Consider the following 19,947-nt stretch of genomic DNA (forward strand, 5'->3'; position numbering starts at 1 on the left):
CCGATCTGAGAGAGCAGACCGACATGCCGCAACCTACAACCCGGGCCTGCCGGACGGGACACCCCGGGTACAGCGAGAGCCTGCCGCGCGAGCCCGAGAGCGCCGTGACCGCCCGGCGCTTGCTCCGCACCGCCTGCGCCGTCTGGGGGCTGGAGGACTTGGCCGAGGACGGGGCGCTGATCGTCTCCGAGCTGGTGGCCAACGCCGTGCGGCACGCCCGGCGGGAGTCCATCCGGGTCGTCATCGACCGCCCCGGCGCTGCACGTGTGCGTATCGGCGTCGTGGACTTCTCGAAGGTGCCGCCGGTGCGCAAGGTGCCGGGTCCGGACGACGAGGGCGGGCGCGGCCTCGCGCTCGTGACGGAGCTGGCCGAGGACTGGGGAACCGATCTGCTGCCGTGGGGAAAGCAGGTGTGGGCGGAACTGCACGGGAAGGAACGAGCATGAGCGCGAAGCGGAGCCCTTGGGTGGGCGACCTGATCCACGACGAGGACGCCGACCGGCGCGCGATCGTCACCGACGTAAGCGGCGGCACGCTGTGGGTGCTGCGGCCGGAGTACGGGGTGGGTCTGTGGACCTCGGAGCATCCCGAGCGGCTGACCCTGCTGGAGTCGCGGCAGAACTGAGACGCGGCGAAGCTCCGGCCGTGAACTCCACCAGCCGGGGCTTCGCCGTCATACGCCGTCCCGCACTGGTCTCATGAACTGCACGAACCGACGCGGAATTTGAGGCGCTGACTGGACGTTTCCGCACTCCTTGGATCTCACGGACTCCCCTGGACGGTGTTTCGTTCACTGGGGGGCCGTATCGGAATCATCCGGTACGGCCTTTTCGGTTTTCCGTGGCCGTAGCATCTGTTCCTGGCATGGACATCACTATGAGCTGGGGACTGGTCGCGCTCGCCGCCGCGGCCGCGCTGGTCGGGTTCTCCAAGACGGCGGTCAGCGGCGCGAACACCGTCAGCCTGGCGGTCTTCGCCGCCGTACTGCCCGCCCGGGAGTCGACGGGCGTCCTCCTTCCCATCCTGATCGCCGGCGATGTGGTCGCGGTGCTCACCTATCGGCGCCATGCGCACTGGCCGACGCTGCTGCGGCTGTTCCCGGCGGTCGCCGCGGGCGTCGTGGCCGGCACCGTGTTCCTGTTCTGGGCCGACGACCAGATCGTGCGTACCTCGATCGGGGCGATTCTGCTGCTGATGGCCGGCGTGACCGGATTGCGCCGCCGGTCGGCGGGGGACGAGGAGCCGCCGTCGTCGGAGGGCCCGCGGGGCCGGCTGAAAGCGCGGTCGTACGGGGTACTCAGCGGGTTCACCACCATGGTCGCCAACGCGGGCGGTCCGGTCATGTCCCTGTATCTGCTCTCCGCGGGCTTCCGGAAGCTGGGCTTCCTGGGCACGTCCGCGTGGTTCTTCCTGATCGTCAACGTGTCCAAGGTGCCGTTCAGCGTGGGGCTCGGGCTCATCGACCGGACCTCGCTCCTGCTGGACGCGGTCCTCGTCCTGTTCGTCCTGCCGGGAGCGATGCTCGGGAAGTGGTGCGCCGACCGCATCGACCAGGTGCTCTTCGAACGACTGGTCATCGCGGCGACCGTGCTCGGAGGTCTCCAACTGCTCTTGTTCTGACAGCCGTTCGAGCGCCTGTTGTGTCCGCCGTCCGACAGCGGCACGCTCCCGGCCGGGCGTACTTTCCGGCGTCTTTGCGCGGGTGCACCCTGGCCGGACCGGCCGGTGGACGGCCGCCGTTCCTTCTGCCGTCCCGGAGGCGCCGCGTGGCCAGAGCCGATCCGAGGCTCACCCTGGAGCTGTTCACACGCCGTATGCCCGGGCTGCGGATCGACGAGGACCGGCCACCGCCGCTGATGCTCCCCACCCTGATCCACCGCTCACCGGAGGCCCTGTACCTCGTCGTCCACGTACGGCCGGGGCGCTCCCGGGCCCCTCGGTCGGGTCCGCGAGCGGTGGCGACGTAGCCTCGGGCCATGACCGGCACGCACATCCTGATCCTCGGCGGCACGGCCGAGGCACGGCAGCTCGCCACCGAGCTCGCCGTGCTCGGCGGCGTCCGGGTCACGACCTCGCTCGCCGGGCGGGTGGCACGCCCGCGGATGCCAGCCGGTGACGTGCGCATCGGCGGATTCGGCGGCGCCGAGGGGCTGGCCGCCTGGCTGCGGGCCCAGCGTGTGGACGCCGTCGTGGACGCCACCCATCCGTTCGCGGAAGTGATCAGCAGCCATGCCGCCCGGGCCGCGGCCCTCACCGGTACCCCGCTCGTCGCCCTGCGCAGGCCCGGTTGGCACGCCGGGCCCGGCGACCGCTGGTACGACGCGCTCTCCCTCGCCGACGCCGCGGCGCAGCTGCCGGCACTGGGGCAGCGGATCTTCCTCACCACCGGGCGGCTCGGTCTCGCCGCCTTCGCCGGACTCGCCGAACCGCACTTTCTCGTACGGTCCGTGGAACTCCCCGATCCGCCCCTGCCGCCGCACACGGAGACGGTCCTGGCCCGGGGCCCGTTCACCGTGGACGGTGAGCTGGACCTGATGCGGACAAATCGCATCGACGTGCTGGTCACCAAGGACAGCGGGGGACCGGCCACCGCGGCCAAGCTCACGGCGGCCCGGTCGCTGGGCCTGCCGGTCGTCGTGGTCCGCCGGCCGCCCGGGCCCGCAGGTGTACCGGCCGCCGAGGACGTGCCCGGAGTGCTCGCGCTGCTCAGTCGCGCCGCAGCAGATAGGTGTCCATGATCCAGCCCTTGCGGGCGCGTGCCGCGGCCCGCAGTTCCTCGATGCGGTCCGACACCTCCGAAAGCCGGCCCGACACCAGGATCTCGTCCTCCGTGCCCACGTACGCGCCCCAGTAGATGTACAGGTCCTGGTCCAGATGGCGGGTGAACGCCTGCCGGGCGTCGAGCATCACCACCACGTCGTCCACCCCCTCCGGCCAGCCCTCGGCCAGCCGCCGGCCGGTGGTGATCTGCACCGGGCGTGCGACCCGGTTCAGGCCGGTGCGATGCCTTGCGAGCAGGGCGGAGACGCTGCTGATACCGGGAACGACCTCGTGGTCGAAGGCGACCGCGCCGCGTTCCAGGATCTCCTCCAGGATGCCGAGCGTGGAGTCGTAGAGCGCGGGATCGCCCCAGACGAGGAAGGCCCCGCACTCGTCGTCGGCCAGTTCCTCGGTGATGAACCGCTGGTAGAGATCGGCGCGGCGACGGCGCCAGTCGTCGACGGCGGGGGAGTAGTCCGATGTCTGACGGTCCCGCTCCGGATCGCGGGCCTCGACGAGCCGGTATGCGGGGTCGTCGATGTGCGCGTCGAGAATGTCCCGGCGCAGCCGGGTCAGATCCGCCTTCTCCTCACCCTTGTCGAGGATGAAGAAGGCATCCGCCTTGTTCAACGCCTTGACGGCCTGAAGCGTCAGATGGTCGGGGTCGCCCGCCCCGATGCCGATCACATAGATCTTCCTCACCCCGCCGAGTCTGCCCCATTCGGCGGATCGCGGGACCTACCGGGGTCCTCGGTCGCGGCATATCCTCCGACCATGCGTGTCGCACTCTTCGTCACCTGCGTCAACGACGCGATGTTTCCGGCCACCGGCATCGCGACCACGAGGCTCCTGGAACGGCTCGGAGTGGAGGTGGACTTCCCGGCCGGGCAGACCTGTTGCGGACAACCCCAGTTCAACACCGGCTACCGGCGCGAGACGCGGCCCCTGGTCGAGCGGACGGCCCGGGTCTTCGAGGAGTACGAGTACGTCGTCACCCCGTCCGGTTCGTGCGCGGCGATGGTGCGCGACCACTATCCGAAGTTCGGGGAGACCGGCCTGCCGCCGCGGATGTACGAACTGACGGAGTTCCTCGTCGACGTCCTCGGGGTTACCGACGTCGGCGCGTACTTCCCGCACACCGTGACCTACCATCCCTCCTGCCACGGCCTGCGCATGCTGCGGCTCGGGGACAGACCGCGCCGGCTCCTCGAAGCGGTCAAGGGACTGGAGCTGCGTGAGCTCCCCGGCGCCGAGGAGTGCTGCGGTTTCGGCGGCACCTTCGCCGTCAAGAACCCCGATGTCTCCGCCGCCATGGGCCAGGACAAGGTCCGCAACGCCGTCGCCACCCGGGCCTCCGTCCTGTGCGGCGCGGACAACTCCTGTCTGATGCACATCGGCGGCATCATCCGCCGCCAGGACGAGCCCCTGCGGGCGCTGCACATCGCCGAGATCCTCAGCGCGACGGAAGAGGAGCCCCACGTATGAGCGGGACGTATCTCGGTATGCCGTCCTTCCCCGCTGCCGCCAAGGACGCGGTGCACGACGCGACCCTCCGGGCCAACCTGCGGCACGCCACGCACACCATCCGCGACAAGCGGGCCAAGGCCGTCGCCGAGCTCGCCGACTGGTCGCTGCTGCGGGAGGCGGGCAAGCAGATCAAGGACCACACCCTCCGTCACCTGGACCGGTATCTGGTGCAGTTGGAGGAGCGGGTGACCGCGGCGGGCGGGCTGGTGCACTGGGCCGCCGACGCCGACGAGGCCAACCGCATCGTCGCGGATCTGGTCAAGGCCACCGGCGAACGCGAGGTCGTCAAGGTCAAGTCCATGGCGACGCAGGAGATCGGCCTCAACGAAGCGCTGGAGGCCGAGGGCATCTCCGCGTACGAGACGGACCTCGCGGAGCTGATCGTGCAACTCGGCGACGACCGGCCCTCCCACATCCTCGTCCCCGCCATCCACCGCAACCGCGGCGAGATCCGCGACATCTTTCGCAGCCGGATGGCGGACTGGGGCCGGGCGGCGCCCGAGGGACTGTCCGACACCCCGGCCGAACTCGCGGAGGCCGCCCGGCTCCACCTCCGGGAGAAGTTCCTGCGCGCCAAGGTGGGCGTCTCCGGAGCCAACTTCATGGTCGCCGAGACCGGAACCCTCGTCGTCTTCGAGTCCGAGGGCAACGGACGGATGTGTCTGACCCTGCCGGAGACCCTGATCTCCGTCGTCGGCGTCGAGAAGGTGGTGCCCAGCTGGCGGGACCTCGAAGTCTTTCTCCAGACCCTGCCCCGCTCCTCGACGGCCGAGCGGATGAACCCCTACACGTCCATGTGGACCGGGACGGCGGACGCAGACGGGCCGCGAACCTTCCATCTGGTCCTGCTCGACAACGGCCGCACCGACACCCTCGCCGACGAGGTGGGCCGGCAGGCACTGCGCTGCATCCGCTGTTCCGCCTGCTTGAACGTGTGCCCGGTGTACGAGCGGGCCGGCGGTCACGCCTACGGTTCGGTCTACCCCGGCCCCATCGGCGCCATCCTCAGCCCCCAACTGCGCGGCATCCAGAGCGACATCGACGCCTCCCTGCCGTACGCCTCCTCGCTCTGCGGCGCCTGCTACGAGGTCTGTCCCGTGGCCATCGACATCCCCGAAGTCCTCGTCCATCTGCGGGAGTCGGTCGCACAGAGGGGCGGCAAGGGGCACCGGCTGGAGAAGGCCGCGATCATGGCGGCGGGCTGGGTGCTCAACCATCCCGGCGCCCTCGCCGCCGGTGAGCGCCTCGCGTCGAGTACCCGCCGATTCCATCCGGCGAAACCGCCGGGCGCCGGCGGATGGACCGCGAGCAGGGACCTGCCCGACGTGCCCGCGGAGTCCTTCCGCGACTGGTGGAAGAAGAACCGCCGATGACCTCTTCACGTGACCGCATCCTCGGCAGGATCCGCGCCGCCGTCGGCGACGCTCCCGACGTGCCGGAAGCCGCACGCGACTATCTCGCCACCCACACACCGGACGACCCGGCCCTCGTGCTGGACCTGCTGCACGAGGGCCTCGCCGACTACCGGGCGATCGTGCACCGCAGTACGCCCGCGGCGTTGCCAGGACTGATCGGCGCACTGCTGGCCGGGCACGGAGCACGGTCGGTCGCGGTGCCGGACGGCCTGCCCGAGGACTGGCTCGCGGCCACCGCCGCCGAACGGCGCGGCGACGAGGGACCGCTCACGGCCTATGAACTCGACGCGACCGACGCCGTGGTCAGCGGATGTGCGCTCGCGATCGCCGAGACCGGCACGATCGTGCTGGACGCCGGTCCCGGTCAGGGCCGCCGGGCCCTCACCCTCGTCCCCGATCTGCACCTCTGCGTCGTCCGCGCCCCCGAGCAGGTCGTCGCCTCGGTGCCGCAGGCGATGCCGCGCCTGGACCCGACCCGCCCGCTGACGTGGATCTCGGGTCCGTCCGCCACCAGCGACATCGAACTCGACCGTGTCGAGGGCGTCCACGGCCCCCGCACCCTGGAAGTGATCCTGCTCCAGGGGTGAGGCCCGCGGCCGGGGCCACTCGTGCGGATCCTGCCGGACGCGCGTGCTCCGGCACGCACTCTCCGTAGCCCATGCGGCACGGGAGGTACCCCCACCGCGTCGCTCCCTCTACGGGGACCACCGCTCACTGACCCGGGGCCATCCGAACGACGGACCCTAGAGCGCCAGCCGGGGAGCCTCGGCGCCCGGGTCCACCGGGCCGCTGAGCCGTCCCGCGAGGTCACGCGCCCACGCGGCGAGGCCGGACACATCGACCCCGTGCGGATCGCCGAATGCGACGATTCGGTCCGCGCCGCGCAGCAGCAGACGCGCCCCGCCCGTTCCGTTGCCGCGGGCGGCATGCGTCAGACCCACCGCGAGTTGCGCGAGGCCACGCCACAGCTCACGCTCCTCCTCGGGCCCGGACTTCCACGCGTCCTCGAACACCTCGTGCGCGTGGAACGGCTTGCCCGCGTCCAGCAGCCGCTGCGCCTCCGCCAACGTCTCCTCGGGGGAGCGCACGATCCCCTCGGGCTGTCGCTCCACACCGGGCGCGCCGTACGGCAGCGGCCGCCCGAGCCCGTCGCGGGGCCGGGCGTTGCGTGCGCGCCCGTCGTCGTCTCGGTCCCTGCGTGATGCGTTCACGTTCCCGATTGTCCCTCCCGCCCCGCCGGACCTGCATCCGCCCATCCGGCGGGGCGTCCGCCGGTGCCGGAGAGTGGGGTAGTGTTTCTCCTGCGTGCCCGGCCGGGAACGGCGCAGGCACGCATCGGGACGTGGCGCAGCTTGGTAGCGCACTTGACTGGGGGTCAAGGGGTCGCAGGTTCAAATCCTGTCGTCCCGACCAGCGTTTACGCGGGTCAGAGGTCGTATCGGAACATCCGGTACGACCTCTTCGCCGTTCACCGGCTCCGCGCCCCCGGGGCGCGTCAGCGGTCGTCCCGGTGGCGGCCGCCGGGCAGCATCTCCTGGACCTTCGCCTTGAACCCCTGCCGGATCATCGCCCCGCGGTCGCTGTCGCCCTTGAGGACCGATGACGCGGCGGCCTCGATCTGTTCGAGCGTCGCGTGCGGCGGGATCGGCGGTACGGCCGGATCGGTCCGGAAGTCGATCACGAAGGGACGGTCTGCCTCCAGCGCCGCCCGCCAGGCGGACTCCACCTGGTCCGGCTTCTCCACCCGCACACCGCCGAGCCCGATGGACCGGGCGAAGTCCGCGTACGGCACATCGGGGAGGTGCTGGGACGGCAGGAACTGCGGCGCGCCCTCCATCGCCCGCATCTCCCAGGTCACCTGGTTGAGGTCCTGGTTGTTGAACACCGCCACGACCAGCCGGGGATCGTCCCACTCCTGCCAGTACTTCGCCGCGGTGATCATCTCTGACAGGCCGTTCATCTGCATCGCGCCGTCCCCGACGAGCGCGATCGCCGGACGCCCCGGGTGGGCGAACTTTGCGCCGATGGCGTACGGCACGCCGGGGCCCATCGTGGCGAGCGTGCCGGAGAGGGAGCCGCGCATCCCGCCGCGCAGCCGGAGATGGCGGGCGTACCAGTTGGCCGCGGAGCCCGAGTCCGCGGAAAGGATCACGTCGTCGGGCAGCAGCCCGTCCAGCACATGCGTGACGTACTCCGGGTTGACGGGGTCCGCGTCGACCGCGGCCCGCCGTTCCATCACCTCCCACCAGCGGGCGGTGCTCTTCTCGATCTTCTTGCGCCAGGCTCCGTGCTTCTTCCGCTTCAGCTGCGGCAGCAGACGTTCGAGCGTCTTGCGGGCGTCACCGACGAGATTGATCTCGAACGGATAGCGCAGCCCGACCATGAAGGGGTCGATGTCGATCTGTACGGCGCGCGCCTGGCCGAACTCCGGCAGGAACTGGCTGTAGGGGAAGCTCGATCCGATGACGAGCAGGGTGTCGCAGTCCTGCATGAGCTCGTACGACGGGCGGGTGCCGAGCAGACCGATGGCACCCGTCACATAGGGCAGATCGTCCGGCAGCGCGTCCTTGCCCAGCAGCGCCTTGGCCACGCCGGCGCCGAGCGTGTCGGCGAGCTGTTCGACCTGCGCACGGGCGCCGCGCGCACCTTGGCCGATGAGAACGGCGACCTTCTCACCCTCGTTGAGCAGTTCCGCGGCGCGGGCGATGTCGGCGTCGTCCGGCACCGGGGCGTAGGGAGCCATGCCGAGGCTGGACGGGACCATCTTGAACTCGTGCGTGGGCGGGGTGTATTCGAGCTCCTGGACATCGCCGGGGACGATGACGGCCGTCACCGTCCGCTTGGCGTAGGCCGTCCGGATCGCACGGTCGAGGACGTTGGGAAGCTGCTCGGGTGTCGTCACCATCTCGCAGAAGTCGGATGCCACGTCCTTGTAGAGGCTCAGCAGGTCGACCTCCTGCTGGTACGAGCCGCCCATGGCGCTGCGGTTGGTCTGACCGACGATGGCGACGACGGGCACATGGTCGAGCTTCGCGTCGTACAGGCCGTTGAGCAGGTGGATCGCTCCCGGGCCCGACGTCGCGGCGCACACCCCCACCCGGCCGGAGAACTTGGCGTACCCGACAGCCTGGAACGCGGACATCTCCTCGTGGCGCGACTGCACGAACCGCGGTGAGTTGTCGGCCCGTCCCCAGGCCGCGAGCAGGCCGTTGATGCCGTCACCCGGGTAGGCGAAGACGTGTTCGACGCCCCATTCGCGCAGGCGCTGGAGAATGTGGTCGGAAACCTTGATCGACAACGGAAAGGTCCTCTCGGTGTCGGTGTGCGGTGTCGTTGCTGAGCGTGGACGTGGGGTGGGCGTGGACATGCGGCCGGTACCGGCCGCCTGCCGGGGGTGTCGCGCCCTCCTCGTGACGTGATCGGCGCGACCGGCGTGATGTCTCCCGAGTCCCCCGTATGCCGGCAGTCATCCCAGGCCGAACCCGCCCGGCCGTACCGCATGCGGCCCCGGCTGCGGCCAGGGCTTCCCGAGGAGGCCGGCGCAACATCGCACCGCGCGCTCCCGGCCACGGGGCAGGAGGCCGATTCGGGGTACCGGCGACACAGGGGCCCGTCGAGCAGGCCGTGGGGCGATGGCCGCCGGCCTGCTCGGAGCCGATGGCAGGAGGCGATGGACATGAGCGGCGCCGCAACGAAGCACACCGGGCAGGGCAGAACACCGCAGCAGGACACCGGCCAGGGGTATGACGCCCGCCCCTATCTCCCCGAGGGCGGAGGCCTGCCGACGCTTCGGCGTGCGGCGGCCCACTGCCGTGGCTGCCCGCTGTTCGCGGAGGCCACCGGGACGGTCTTCGGCTCGGGCACGCGCTCGGCACGGTACGTCCTGGCGGGCGAGCAGCCGGGGGACCAGGAGGACCGCGAGGGACAGCCCTTCGTCGGCCCCGCCGGGCGCCTGCTGAGAAAGGCCCTCTTCGAGGCGGGGCTGGACGCCAGGGAGGCCTACGTCACCAATGCGGTGAAGCACTTCAAATTCACCGTCGCGGAGCGCGGCAAGCGCAGAATCCATAAACCCCCGAGCCTGCGGGAGATGACCGCATGCCGTCCCTGGCTGGAGGCCGAGCTGCGAGCGGTGGACCCCGATCTGGTGGTGGCACTCGGCGCGACCGCCGGCAAAGCCCTCCTCGGCAGTTCCTTCAAGGTCTCGCAGCAGCGCGGTGCCGTGCTGCCGATGCCGGACTGGGACGCCCTCGGAGAGGGCCCGGCGCACGACGGAACGGACCGTCGAGCGCATCTGGTGGCCACCGTCCACCCCTCGGCCGTCCTGCGGGCCACGGACCGGGAGGCGGCCTACTCCGGGCTGGTCACCGACCTGCGGGCCGCGGCGGGCGCACTGGGCTGAATGGGCAGGCGGTCGTTTGAGGGGCAGGTGAGCGGTTACTCGCCCAGCGTTCGATCCGGGAAGCGGGGGTGCACCTCGAAGGAGTGTCATGACCACCTACGGATACTTTCTCTCGTCCGAGGACTTCACCCCGGCCGAGCTGCTCGCCCAGGCCCGGGCCGCCGAACAGGCCGGCTTCGAGGCACTGGCGATCTCGGACCACTTTCATCCGTGGAACGACGAGCAGGGGCAGAGTTCCTTCGTCTGGTCGATGATCGGCGCACTGTCACAGGTCACGTCACTGCCGGTGACCACGTTCGTGACCTGCCCGACCGTCCGGATGCATCCCGCGATCAACGCGCAGGCGGCGGCCACCGCCTCGGTGCTCACCGAAGGGCGGTTCCGTTTCGGCATCGGCACCGGCGAGGCCCTCAATGAGCACATCTACGGCGACGCCTGGCCGGAGGCCGACCAGCGGATGGAGATGCTGGAAGAGGCCGTCCAGGTCATGAACCACCTCTTCACCGGCAAGCAGGTCTCCCACCGCGGCAAGCACTACACCGTCGAGAACGCCCGCCTCTACACGGTCCCCGACCAGCCGCCGCCCCTCTACGTCTCCGCCTTCGGACCGCAGGCCGCCACCCTCGCCGGCCGCATCGCCGACGGACTCGTCACGATGATGCCGGACGAGAGCCTGGTCGAGCAGTTCCGCAGGGCCGGCGGCGGGCAGAAGCCGGTGATCGGCGGGCTCAAGGTGTGCTGGGGCACCGACCGCGACCAGGCGGTCAAGACCGTGCACCGGCTCTGGCCGAACCAGTTCCTGCCCGGTGAACTCGCCCAGATCCTGCCCACCCCCAAGCACTTCGAGCAGGCCAGTGAGCTGGTCACCGAGGACATGGTGCGTGAGGGCGTGACCTGCGGTGACGACGTCGACGAGCATGTGAAGACCGTCGGGGCCTACGCGAAGGCCGGATTCGACGAGGTCTACGTCAACCAGATCGGACCCGAACAGCAGGGGTTCTTCGACTTCTACCGCACCAGCGTCCTGCCCCGGCTGCGGGACGCAGGCTGACTCCGGAGGAACCATGGCCCTCGCCCACCGCCCGACCGTCGACGAGTCGTACTGGATGACCACGACCGCCGCCACGAACCATCCGCCCCTGCGGTCGCAGGCGACAGCGGACGTGGCGGTGATCGGCGGCGGCATCGCCGGGCTCGTCACCGCATGGGAGCTCCAGCGGGCCGGTCTGGACGTCGTCGTCCTGGAGGCCGACCGGATCGCCGCGGGCGTCACCGGCTACACGACGGCCAAACTGACCTCCCTGCACGGAATGCACTACGCACAGCTGGAGTCCAGGCACGGCGGTGAGAGCGCGGCGCTCTACGCGCTGTCCCAGCAGGACGCCGTCGAGCATGTGGCCGCGCTCTGTGCCGAGCTGGACATCGACGCCGATCTGGAACGGGTCCCCGCCTACACCTTCGTGGAGGACCCGAAGAGGGTGGACGAGGTGCGCGCCGAGGCCGACACCGCGCGCAGGGCAGGCCTGGAGGCCACCTTCGTGACCGACACCGAACTGCCCTTCCCGGTGGCCGGAGCGGTACGGGTGGAAGGTCAACTGCAGTTCCATCCCCGCAAGTTCCTGCTGGGCCTCGCCGAACGGTTCGTCCGGGCCGGCGGCCGCATCCATGAGCGCACGCGGGTCACGGGCCTGCGGGACGGCAGGCGTTGTCACCTCACGACCGAGAGCGGTGCCACGGTCGACGCGAGCGACGCCGTGATCGCCACCCACTACCCGGTCTTCGACCGGACCCTGCTGTTCACCCGGCTCAAGCCCCGCCGTGAACTGGTCCTCGCGGCCCCCGTCCCGGCGACGGACGCACCCGAGGGCATGTATCTGAGCCCGGAGTCGGGGACGCGGTCGCTGCGCAGCGCGCCGTACGACGAGGGCCGACGGCTGGTCATCCTCACCGGGGAGTCGTTCGAGCCCGGCGCGGGCGGCGTCCGGGAGCGGTACGCCCGGCTGGAGGCCTGGGCGGACGAGCGCATCCCGGGCTTCGCCGCCGCGGAGAAGACCTACCGGTGGGCCGCCCAGGACAACGACTCGCACGACCACCTGCCGTACGTCGGTCATGCGCATCCGGGCACGCAGCACCTCTATGTGGCGACCGGTTTCGGCGGCTGGGGGATGAGCAACGGGGTCATGGCGGGGCGGCTGTTGACCGCCCACATCGCCGGCGGACCGCGCCCGCCCTGGACGGAGCTGTACGACCCCCGCCGGTTGCCGGCCGTACGGGACACGGCCGAACTGGCCAAGTTCCAGGCCGGGGTGGCGAAGCACTTCGTCGGCGACCGGCTGCACACGAGCCATGTCGACTCCGTGGAGGAGGTCGCGCCCGGCAGCGGGGCGGTTGTCCGTATCGGTGGCAAGCACTGCGCGGTCTACCGCGGCGAATCGGGCGAGGTCCGGTCCCTGTCCGCGCGGTGCACCCACCTCGGCTGTCTGGTGCAGTTCAACGACGCCGAGCGGACCTGGGAGTGCCCGTGCCACGGCTCCCGCTTCGCCACCGACGGATCCGTCCTGCACGGCCCGGCTACCCGGCCGCTGGAAGAGCTCTGACCAGGGACGATGGCGGCGACGCACTGTGCCCGTTTGCGCACTCGGGGTGATGGGGTCAGTGTGAATATGTCGATTCATTTCCTTGTGCAACGCACGAAAGGAAGCGTCATGGGTAAGGCGAAGGCCAAGGGCAAGCAGGCCAAGGGCAAGATGAAGGAAGCCGCCGGCAAGGCCATGGGCGACCGTGGCATGCAGGCCGAGGGCCACGGCGAGCAGGCGGCCGGCAAGGCTCAGGAGCAGGTGGAGCGGACCGCCGAGCGCGCCGGCGAGCGCATGAAGCGGCCGTCGGGCCGCTGACGCGGCTCACAGCGGCATCGTGCCCCCGGAACGCGTCTGACGCGCGTTCCGGGGGCACAGCTGTGTGGCAGCTTGGCCTTACGCCTCGCGTGCGTCCGGGCTCGGTTTACCGGGCCGGGTGCGTGCGCCCCTCAGGGCTCGTGCGGGCCGGGATTGCCGTGGCCCCCAGGGCGTGAGCGGCTGCCGTACGCCCCTCAGGGCTTGAGCGGGTCGTGTCCGAGAGTCATCAGGCCCTGCCGCCATCGCTCGTCATCGGAGCCGGATGCCCGCTCCTGCTGGTCCTCGATCTCCTCCACGACCCGCAGCATCAGCCGCACGTCCTCGTCGGTCAGATCGGCACGCCGCTTGTGCAGGAGGGCCACCACCTGGAGGCCGGTGGCCGCACCGGCCGACTCGGGCAGCGACTCGGCGGTCTCGGCCGCCTCACTGGTCCTGAGCCATGCGGTCAGCTCCTGGGACGTCATGTTCACCAGCTGGTGAAACTCCTCCCAGAGTGCCTGGCTTTCGAGTGGGTTCAGTTCGCCCATGAGGTCAAGGGTGACCGTTCTGCCGCACGTCAAACACCTGTGCCGGGCGCTCACGCGGAAGAGGGCGGCGTACCAGGCATCCGCCGGGACCGTCTCCGCCGAAGGACGTGCCCGGGGCGCGACGGAGCAGCCTCGCGCCCTCCGGCGGAACAGGTACGCGTCCGACTGCCCGTGCCGCTTCGCACCCGTGCCGCTGCGCGCCCGCGCCGCCTCGCACCCGTGCCGCTTCGCGCCCGCGCCGCCTCGCACCCGTGCCGCTTCGCGCCCTCGGGAGGCGGAGCAGCCTCGGGCCCGTACCGCCTTCGACCCCGAGCGCGTCCCGCGGGTCAGGTCACCCGCTGATCCTCGTACAGCACCGGCTGCAGCCTGGCCACCAGCTGGAAGAAGCCGGCCTCGTTCCCCGCCATGCCCAGCGCGTCCAGCGCGTCGTCCGCCTCGGCGATCGGGGCCATCAGCAGCGGCATCGGAACGATGGGCTGCTCCGTGTCGGCGAGCACGGCCCGGGTGGTCTGCAACAGTCGTACATACGCCTGCGCCGCCGCGAGTTCGGGATCGGTCATGTCAGTTCCCCCCTAGGAGAGGTGTCGGACCGTCCAGCATCTCGCGCGCCACTGACAACCGATCAGCGGCCGAGTGCCGCGCCGCCGTTGATGTGCAGAATCTGGCCGGTCAGACTGGCGGCTTCCGGTGAGGCGGCGTACCTCACGAGCGCCGCGATCTCCGAGGGAAGGCCCGGCCGTCCGGTCAGTGTCCGCCGTAGGCGGGAGGCGACGAACTCCGGGGTCGCGCGGTCGCCGAAGAACTCCGTGTCCGCCACGAAACCGGGAGCGACCGCGTTGACGGTGATGCCCTCCGGGCCGAGCCTCTGCGCGAGTTCGAAGGTGTAGGTGTTGACGGCCGCCTTGGCTCCGCCGTAGGAACCCGGGCCGCGCAGGGCGGCGATCGACGACAGATGGACGATCCGGCCGCCGGGCCGCCGCAGCTGGGGGAGAAGCGCCTCGGTGAGCAGCACGCCGGTGAGGACGTTCGCGGCGAAGTTGCGGCGGTAGCCGTCGGCGATGCCCTCCAGTGTGCCCTCGTGCGACGGGGCGACATTGCCGCCCGCGTTCGTCACGAGGACGTCGACCGTGTCGCTGCGTTCGCCGACGAAGCGGGCGGCGCGGCGCACCTGTTCGGGTTCGGAGAGATCCGCCGGGCACCAGCTCACCGTGGACTCGCCGTGGGTGGCGTTGAGTTTGTCCGCCGCCGCACGAAGAACCTCCTCGCGGCGCCCGAGGAGGGTGACCCGGTCGCCGCACGCGGCGAACGCCCCGGCCACGGCGAGCCCGATTCCCGTACCGCCGCCCGACACCACGATCTGCCGTGGACTCACGCACCCCACCGTTCCTCTATGTGACCAGAAGTCTTGTCCGTGTGCCGGAAGTTACGTATCGGCCGAAGTGGTGTCAAGGTTCGGGCCGGATGTGCCGCTGACTCCAACTGATAGGTGCACGACGGTTGTTCAAGGACACGGACATCGCTTACATGAATGGGCCTCGCTCCTCCCCCCCGCTAAGGAGACCAGTGGTGCCCGCACAGCCCGGCAGCAGGCCCGACAGCAGATCGTTCCGCAGCTCACCCCTCCTCCTCGCCCTGATGGCCCTGGCCCTCCTGGTCCCGGTGCTCACCGCGACCCCGTTCACGGCGCGAGCCGCGGAGGCCGTGGACCCGGTCCGGGACCCCGTCCCGCAGCAACCGGTCGAATCGGGTCTCGGCCTGGTCGTCGAGGAGTACGCCGCCTTCCCGAAGAGCGAACCCGTGCCCGGTCCGGTCACCGACCCGCGGCTGCGCCGCCACGCCCGTATCAACTTTCTGAGCGAACTGCCCGACCACTCCGGCCGGATGGCCGTCCCGGACCTCAACGGCAGGCTCTACCTCGTCGAGAACGGCCGACCGCACGTCTATCTCGACGTCGCGGCCACCGTCGGCCCCGCCTTCTTCGCGAGCAGCGGGCTGGGGTCGGGCTTCGGGTTCGTCACCTTCGCCCCGGACTTCCGCAGGACGGGCAGTTTCTACACCGTCCACACCGAGAAGGCGGACGCCACCACCGCACGGCCCGACTACGTGCAGCAGGCGGTCACCAACTACCACGGCGTCGTGACCGAGTGGACCGCCGACGAACCTTCCGCCGGCACGTTCGCCGGCAGCCGCCGCGAAGTACTGCGGATCGGGTTCTCCGGCGGCGGGCACGGCATCCAGCAGATCGACTTCAACCCGACCTCCCGTCCCGGCGACCGCGACTACGGCCTGCTCCACATCGCCGTCGGCGACGGTGCCCAGGGAGTGAACAACAGCGAGCCGCAGGACCTGTCCCTCCCGCACGGCAAGATCCTCCGGATCGACGCGCGCGGACGCGGCAGCGCCAACGGCCGCTACGGCATCCCCGCGTCGAACCCCTTCGTGGGCACCGACGGCGCGCTCGGCGAGATCTTCGCGTACGGCATGCGCGACCCCCACCGCTTCAGCTGGGACGCGGCCGCTCCGCACCGCCTCTACCTCGGTCACATCGGGGAGCACGCGGTCGAAGGCGTCTACGAGGTCCGGGCCGGGGACAACCTCGGCTGGAGCGAGCGGGAGGGGGCCTTCGTCTACGACAAGGCCGCCGCCGACCCCTGCGACCGGCTGCTGCCGCTTCCCGCCGACGACGCGCAATACGGCTACACCTATCCGGTCGCCGCGTACGACCATGATCCGCCGGCTGACTGGAACTGCAGGTCCGACCTCGGCCGGGCCATCGTGGGCGGCTTCGTCTACCGAGGCACCCTCGCCCCCGCCCTGCGCGGCAAGTACGTCTACGGCGACCTGGTGGACGGCCGGCTGCTGTACTCCGAGACGCGCGAGATGCGCCGCGGCTCGGACCGCCTCGCGGACGCCTACCGGCTGATGCTCTTCGACCGCACCGGCAAGCGCGTCACCATGCCGGAGCTTGTCGGTGACTCCCGGGTCGACCTCCGGTTCGGCCAGGACGCCCGTGGTGAGCTGTATCTGCTGTCCAAGGCCAACGGAAAGATCTGGAAGGTCACCGGGACACGGCAGTTCGCCGACTGCCGGACGAGCGGCACCACCCTGACGCATGTGACCGGGCAGCGGAACTGGGCGCCGGTGACCCCGGCAAAATGGACCTTCCCGCGCGGCCGGGTCACGCTCGCCGAAGCGGGCACCGCCCGTCCCGGCCCGCGCAGGCCGTTCGAGTACGCCGTACTGAGCGCCGGACCTCGCTTCGGCAACACCCGTATCGACGCCGAGGTCAGACTCGACACACCGGTCGAGGTCAGCAACCGCGATGTCATCATCGTCTTCGGTCACCAGTCGGACACCCGGTTCTACTACGCCCATTTGTCGTCCGACAACACGATCTACCCGCACAACGGCATCTTCGTGGTGAACGACACCGACCGGCTGCGGCTCGACCACCAGTGGAACGGATCGACCGGTGCGCCGCCCGCCGTCACCGACGCCGACTGGCACGACGTCCGCGTGGTGCACTGCGCCGACAGCGGCGAGATCGCGGTCTATGTCGACGGCTCGAAGCACCCGTTGATGACGGCCGTCGACACCACGTTCGCCGCGGGCCGGGTCGGCTTCGGCTCGTTCGACAATGTGGGCAGCCTGCGGAACCTGAAGGTCTCCGGACAGCGCGCGCGGCAGTAGCCGTCCGCGTCCCGACACACTTGTGGGCCCCGTCCGTCCGGACGGGGCCCACAAGGATGCGGCGGGGGCGTCAGACGATCTGGTCGGAGATCTCCGCCTGCTCACGGGCGGTGCCGTACGACTGCGGTGTGCCGTACGAGCGACGCGCGACGAACCACCACACGGTCGCCAGGACCAGCACCGTGACCAGCGCGATCGAAGCGTAGTTCATCGTGTCGACCGTCACCGGGCTGGACTGCGGCAGGCAGAACAGCACGGTCACACACGCCACCCAGACCACGGCGATCCAGCCGATCGGCTTGCTCCAGCGGCCCAGGTTCCACGGACCGGGCTCGAAGCGGTCACCGGCGCGCAGCTTGAGGTAGATCGGGATCGCGTACGCCGGGGTGATACCGATGACGTTGATCGCCGTCACCGCGCCGTAGGCCGTCGTGGAGTAGAGCGAGGGCAGGGCCAGCAGGCAGGCGAAGCCGACCGAGAGCCACACCGCGGGGACCGGGGTCTGGGTGCGGCTGCTGACCTTGCGCCAGATGGCCGACCCGGGCAGCGCGTTGTCGCGGCTGAAGGCGAAGACCATCCGGCTGGCCGCGGCCACCTCGGCGTTGCCGCAGAACAGCTGCGCCACGATGACCACCAGCAGCAGTGCGGTGGCGCCACCCGTGCCGAGCGCGTCGAGCAGGATCTGCGCCGGCGGTACGCCCGTCGAGCTGTCCAGCGTGCCGGCGTAGTCCTGGATGGCGAACGTCAGACCCGCGAGCAGCGCGAATCCGGCGATCCAGGAGACCCAGATCGAGCGGACGATGCCCCGCGCGGCGGAGACGGAGGCGTTGGAGGTCTCCTCGGAGAGGTGGGCGGAGGCGTCATAGCCGGAAAACGTGTACTGGGCGAGCAGCAGACCGATCGCCGCCACATAGATGGGGCTGTCCCAGCCGGTGTTGTTGACGAACTCGGTGAAGACGAACTCGGGGGACTGGTGGTTCGACGGCACGATGGCGAGCGCACCGACGATGATCGCCACACCGCCCAGGTGCCACCACACGCTGACCGAGTTGAGCAGGCTGACCAGCCGTACACCGAAGAGGTTCAAGGTGGCGTGGATGAGCAGAATGCAGATGAAAATGATCATGGTGGAGCCGGGTGTGGGATCAAAACCGAACTGCAGATTCAGAAAAGCGCCGGTGAACAGGGCGCAGCCGTAGTCGATACCGGCGATCGCGCCCAGCAGGCCCAGCAGGTTCAGCCAGCCCGTGTACCAGCCCCACTTGCGTCCGCCCAGCCGGTCGGCCATGTAGTAGAGCGCACCGGAGGTCGGGTACGCGCTCGTCACCTCGGCCAGCGCCATACCGACGCACAGGACGAACAGGCCGACGCCCGCCCAGCCCCACAGCATCACAGCCGGGCCGCCGGTGTTCAGACCGAAGCCGTACAGCGTCATGCATCCCGAGAGGATCGAGATGACGGAGAAGCTGATGGCGAAGTTGCCGAAGCTTCCCATGCGGCGGGCCAGAACCGGCTGGTAGCCCAGTTCCCGCAGCCGCTCCTCCTCGTCCTTGGGCGGCGACTGGTCCGGCTTCGACCACCTGGGCGGGGATATGGACATCGTTGTACCTCCGGGGGAAAGGAAGATGCACTGAGCGGACAGGGCGAAGGGGAGGTGCTGTGGTGCAAGGGGGGAACAGGACGGCGGCAGCGTTCGGCTACGTACCCGCCTCGTGCGCTGCGGCCAGGCATCTCCCGCGCGCACGGAGGAATACCTCCTCCGCCAGGCCCGCGTCGCCGGGACTCTGGGGGCGGTACGACCAGGGCGGTGCCGTGTAGTACGGGCCCAACGCCTCGAACACCCGCGCGGCCTCGGCGAACTGGCCCGAGCCCCACAGCGCGTGGGCGAGGTGGTTGAGGTCGAGCAGCGAGGACAGGGCCGGGTTCACATGGTCGAACCAGCCCTCCAGCGCCCGCGTGGCCTCCCGGGTGGCGTCGTCCGTCACCCAGTGCAGGTCCAGCGCCCGCTCATGCCCCTTGTCGCGGCGGTAGCGCTCGACACGGACATAGAGCGGAAGTGCCAGGAGAGCGGAACCGGTGGGGGCGGTGGAGGACGCCCACTGCACGAAGTTGACCGCCTCGGACAGATGCCCGCCCGCCTTGCGGGCGTACACGAACTGCAGCATGCGGTGGTACGCCTCGCGATTGTGCGGGTTACGTTTGTGGGCCTCCGACAGCAGGCCCCACGGTCCGGGGAAGAGCATGGGACCCGGCGGTATCTGCCGGTGCTCCTCCAGCCGCTGCTTCTCGTCGAGTTGGGCCAGGGCCAGCAGACACACCCACGGCACCGGGTCGTCGGGCCCCTGGTGGGCGGCGATCCGGCACGCCTCCCAGGCCTCGTGCCACAGGTCCTGGGTGCGCTGGTGCTGCTCGCGGTGGGCCCGCAGCGCCCGTTCGACGGAGATCCGGCAGTGCATCACGGTCGCGGCGAGGGAGTGGGGTTCCTCGGCCCGCCAGGCCTGTACGGCGTCGGAGCCGGCCGCCACCGCGGCGAGTACCTGTGTCCGCTGCGTCCAAAGACCCCAGTCGGAGGTGGAGGCCAGCAGATTCCGCATGGAGAGCCAACGGCCGGTACGTAAGTCCTGCATGGCAGCGCGCAGTTCATTGTCGTGACCCGCCGGGTGGTACACCGGGCGGTTCTGGTCCTGGGCCATCAGCGCGTAAACGCCCCCGTCGGCCTGCAACGGCGCGGATGT

21 protein-coding genes and 1 tRNA gene are annotated in these 19,947 nt (G+C 70.3%); 14 read left to right on the forward strand and 8 right to left on the reverse strand.

From position 1 onward, the window contains the following. Positions 1-23 precede the first annotated feature (23 nt). The 5 genes from ABTX78_RS23685 to ABTX78_RS23705 all read left to right on the forward strand — a co-directional run bounded on the left by ABTX78_RS23685 (position 24) and on the right by ABTX78_RS23705 (position 2,738). A complete protein-coding gene (locus ABTX78_RS23685) occupies positions 24-446 on the forward strand; it encodes an ATP-binding protein (protein ID WP_352208787.1) in 423 nt (140 codons plus the stop codon). Then, positions 443-625 carry a hypothetical protein gene (locus ABTX78_RS23690; protein WP_352208788.1) on the forward strand — a complete coding sequence of 61 codons (183 nt, stop codon included), beginning with the start codon at positions 443-445 and terminating at the stop codon, positions 623-625. Before ABTX78_RS23685 ends, ABTX78_RS23690 begins: the two co-directional genes overlap by 4 nt. Positions 626-864: 239 nt before the next feature. Next, positions 865-1,620: a sulfite exporter TauE/SafE family protein gene (locus ABTX78_RS23695; RefSeq protein WP_352208789.1), complete on the forward strand. Its 756-nt coding sequence runs from the start codon at positions 865-867 to the stop codon at positions 1,618-1,620. A 146-nt stretch (positions 1,621-1,766) separates the two neighbouring features. Beyond that, entirely contained in the window at positions 1,767-1,967 is a 201-nt protein-coding gene (locus ABTX78_RS23700) for a hypothetical protein (RefSeq protein WP_352208790.1), read from the forward strand. Positions 1,968-1,976: 9 nt separating this feature from the next. After that, entirely contained in the window at positions 1,977-2,738 is a 762-nt protein-coding gene (locus ABTX78_RS23705; RefSeq protein ID WP_352208791.1) for a cobalt-precorrin-6A reductase, read from the forward strand. On the opposite strand, the gene cobF is transcribed toward ABTX78_RS23705, so the two are convergent. Next, positions 2,707-3,462, reverse strand: coding sequence for a precorrin-6A synthase (deacetylating) (cobF, locus tag ABTX78_RS23710; protein WP_352208792.1), 756 nt, complete (start codon positions 3,460-3,462; stop codon positions 2,707-2,709). The two genes, ABTX78_RS23705 and cobF, sit on opposite strands and share 32 nt — an antisense overlap. Before the next feature lie 72 nt (positions 3,463-3,534). Between cobF and ABTX78_RS23715 the strand changes: the two genes are divergently transcribed. From ABTX78_RS23715 to ABTX78_RS23725, 3 genes are read left to right on the forward strand one after another with little or no spacing between them, the layout of a single operon-like run. Continuing rightward, positions 3,535-4,245, forward strand: coding sequence for a (Fe-S)-binding protein (locus ABTX78_RS23715; protein ID WP_352208793.1), 711 nt, complete (start codon positions 3,535-3,537; stop codon positions 4,243-4,245). Next, positions 4,242-5,660 carry a LutB/LldF family L-lactate oxidation iron-sulfur protein gene (locus ABTX78_RS23720; RefSeq protein WP_352208794.1) on the forward strand — a complete coding sequence of 473 codons (1,419 nt, stop codon included), beginning with the start codon at positions 4,242-4,244 and terminating at the stop codon, positions 5,658-5,660. Before ABTX78_RS23715 ends, ABTX78_RS23720 begins: the two co-directional genes overlap by 4 nt. After that, positions 5,657-6,289, forward strand: a complete 633-nt coding sequence (locus tag ABTX78_RS23725) for a LutC/YkgG family protein (protein ID WP_352208795.1) — start codon at positions 5,657-5,659, stop codon at positions 6,287-6,289. The genes ABTX78_RS23720 and ABTX78_RS23725 overlap by 4 nt, the downstream gene beginning before the upstream one ends. A gap of 156 nt (positions 6,290-6,445) precedes the next feature. On the opposite strand, the gene ABTX78_RS23730 is transcribed toward ABTX78_RS23725, so the two are convergent. Further along, a complete protein-coding gene (locus ABTX78_RS23730; protein WP_352208796.1) occupies positions 6,446-6,913 on the reverse strand; it encodes a DUF309 domain-containing protein in 468 nt (155 codons plus the stop codon). Between the two features lie 125 nt (positions 6,914-7,038). On the opposite strand from ABTX78_RS23730, the gene ABTX78_RS23735 reads away from it, so the two are divergent. After that, positions 7,039-7,115: transfer RNA gene (locus tag ABTX78_RS23735), tRNA-Pro, on the forward strand. Positions 7,116-7,197: 82 nt separating this feature from the next. Here the strand turns inward: ABTX78_RS23735 and ABTX78_RS23740 are convergent. Beyond that, positions 7,198-9,000 (reverse strand): thiamine pyrophosphate-requiring protein, encoded by a 1,803-nt coding sequence (locus tag ABTX78_RS23740; protein WP_352208797.1) that lies wholly within the window; start codon positions 8,998-9,000, stop codon positions 7,198-7,200. A 378-nt stretch (positions 9,001-9,378) separates the two neighbouring features. Between ABTX78_RS23740 and ABTX78_RS23745 the strand changes: the two genes are divergently transcribed. The 4 genes from ABTX78_RS23745 to ABTX78_RS23760 all read left to right on the forward strand — a co-directional run bounded on the left by ABTX78_RS23745 (position 9,379) and on the right by ABTX78_RS23760 (position 12,995). After that, positions 9,379-10,101, forward strand: coding sequence for a UdgX family uracil-DNA binding protein (locus ABTX78_RS23745; RefSeq protein ID WP_352208798.1), 723 nt, complete (start codon positions 9,379-9,381; stop codon positions 10,099-10,101). An 88-nt stretch (positions 10,102-10,189) separates the two neighbouring features. Further along, positions 10,190-11,152 (forward strand): TIGR03557 family F420-dependent LLM class oxidoreductase, encoded by a 963-nt coding sequence (locus ABTX78_RS23750; protein ID WP_352208799.1) that lies wholly within the window; start codon positions 10,190-10,192, stop codon positions 11,150-11,152. 13 nt (positions 11,153-11,165) lie between these two features. Further along, complete coding sequence (locus ABTX78_RS23755; RefSeq protein WP_352208800.1) at positions 11,166-12,698, forward strand: FAD-dependent oxidoreductase; 1,533 nt, start codon at positions 11,166-11,168, stop codon at positions 12,696-12,698. Between the two features lie 108 nt (positions 12,699-12,806). Further along, the gene (locus ABTX78_RS23760; protein WP_352208801.1) at positions 12,807-12,995 is read left to right on the forward strand and encodes a CsbD family protein; all 189 of its coding nucleotides are present in this window, start codon (positions 12,807-12,809) and stop codon (positions 12,993-12,995) included. A gap of 194 nt (positions 12,996-13,189) precedes the next feature. On the opposite strand, the gene ABTX78_RS23765 is transcribed toward ABTX78_RS23760, so the two are convergent. The 3 genes from ABTX78_RS23765 to ABTX78_RS23775 form a co-directional block, all read right to left on the reverse strand. Further along, a complete protein-coding gene (locus tag ABTX78_RS23765; protein WP_352208802.1) occupies positions 13,190-13,522 on the reverse strand; it encodes a DUF3140 domain-containing protein in 333 nt (110 codons plus the stop codon). Positions 13,523-13,848: 326 nt separating this feature from the next. Then, a complete protein-coding gene (locus tag ABTX78_RS23770; protein ID WP_352208803.1) occupies positions 13,849-14,082 on the reverse strand; it encodes a hypothetical protein in 234 nt (77 codons plus the stop codon). A 62-nt stretch (positions 14,083-14,144) separates the two neighbouring features. Continuing rightward, positions 14,145-14,894, reverse strand: a complete 750-nt coding sequence (locus ABTX78_RS23775) for an SDR family NAD(P)-dependent oxidoreductase (RefSeq protein WP_352208804.1) — start codon at positions 14,892-14,894, stop codon at positions 14,145-14,147. Between the two features lie 194 nt (positions 14,895-15,088). Here ABTX78_RS23775 and ABTX78_RS23780 point away from each other — a divergent pair, with 194 nt between their 5' ends. Next, entirely contained in the window at positions 15,089-17,212 is a 2,124-nt protein-coding gene (locus ABTX78_RS23780; RefSeq protein ID WP_352208805.1) for a PQQ-dependent sugar dehydrogenase, read from the forward strand. A 70-nt stretch (positions 17,213-17,282) separates the two neighbouring features. Here the strand turns inward: ABTX78_RS23780 and ABTX78_RS23785 are convergent, their stop codons facing one another. Both ABTX78_RS23785 and ABTX78_RS23790 read right to left on the reverse strand, forming a co-directional pair. After that, the gene (locus tag ABTX78_RS23785; RefSeq protein WP_352208806.1) at positions 17,283-18,812 is read right to left on the reverse strand and encodes an amino acid permease; all 1,530 of its coding nucleotides are present in this window, start codon (positions 18,810-18,812) and stop codon (positions 17,283-17,285) included. Between the two features lie 97 nt (positions 18,813-18,909). Continuing rightward, positions 18,910-19,905: a hypothetical protein gene (locus ABTX78_RS23790; RefSeq protein WP_352208896.1), complete on the reverse strand. Its 996-nt coding sequence runs from the start codon at positions 19,903-19,905 to the stop codon at positions 18,910-18,912. Positions 19,906-19,947: the final 42 nt, after the last annotated feature.

The sequence above is a fragment of the Streptomyces sp. NPDC096193 genome, assembly GCF_040302905.1.
Classification (GTDB): Bacteria; Actinomycetota; Actinomycetes; order Streptomycetales; family Streptomycetaceae; genus Streptomyces.

Bases quoted from the DNA above. Each gene is read 5' to 3' on its own strand.
- ABTX78_RS23685 (WP_352208787.1), top strand. From the start codon at position 24: ATGCCGCAACCTACAACCCGGGCCTGCCGGACGGGACACCCCGGGTAC.
- ABTX78_RS23690 (WP_352208788.1), top strand. From the start codon at position 443: ATGAGCGCGAAGCGGAGCCCTTGGGTGGGCGACCTGATCCACGACGAG.
- ABTX78_RS23695 (WP_352208789.1), top strand. From the start codon at position 865: ATGGACATCACTATGAGCTGGGGACTGGTCGCGCTCGCCGCCGCGGCC.
- ABTX78_RS23705 (WP_352208791.1), top strand. From the start codon at position 1,977: ATGACCGGCACGCACATCCTGATCCTCGGCGGCACGGCCGAGGCACGG.
- ABTX78_RS23715 (WP_352208793.1), top strand. From the start codon at position 3,535: ATGCGTGTCGCACTCTTCGTCACCTGCGTCAACGACGCGATGTTTCCG.
- ABTX78_RS23720 (WP_352208794.1), top strand. From the start codon at position 4,242: ATGAGCGGGACGTATCTCGGTATGCCGTCCTTCCCCGCTGCCGCCAAG.
- ABTX78_RS23725 (WP_352208795.1), top strand. From the start codon at position 5,657: ATGACCTCTTCACGTGACCGCATCCTCGGCAGGATCCGCGCCGCCGTC.
- ABTX78_RS23745 (WP_352208798.1), top strand. From the start codon at position 9,379: ATGAGCGGCGCCGCAACGAAGCACACCGGGCAGGGCAGAACACCGCAG.
- ABTX78_RS23750 (WP_352208799.1), top strand. From the start codon at position 10,190: ATGACCACCTACGGATACTTTCTCTCGTCCGAGGACTTCACCCCGGCC.
- ABTX78_RS23755 (WP_352208800.1), top strand. From the start codon at position 11,166: ATGGCCCTCGCCCACCGCCCGACCGTCGACGAGTCGTACTGGATGACC.
- ABTX78_RS23760 (WP_352208801.1), top strand. From the start codon at position 12,807: ATGGGTAAGGCGAAGGCCAAGGGCAAGCAGGCCAAGGGCAAGATGAAG.
- ABTX78_RS23765 (WP_352208802.1), bottom strand. From the start codon at position 13,522: ATGGGCGAACTGAACCCACTCGAAAGCCAGGCACTCTGGGAGGAGTTT.
- ABTX78_RS23770 (WP_352208803.1), bottom strand. From the start codon at position 14,082: ATGACCGATCCCGAACTCGCGGCGGCGCAGGCGTATGTACGACTGTTG.
- ABTX78_RS23785 (WP_352208806.1), bottom strand. From the start codon at position 18,812: ATGTCCATATCCCCGCCCAGGTGGTCGAAGCCGGACCAGTCGCCGCCC.
- ABTX78_RS23790 (WP_352208896.1), bottom strand. From the start codon at position 19,905: ATGGCCCAGGACCAGAACCGCCCGGTGTACCACCCGGCGGGTCACGAC.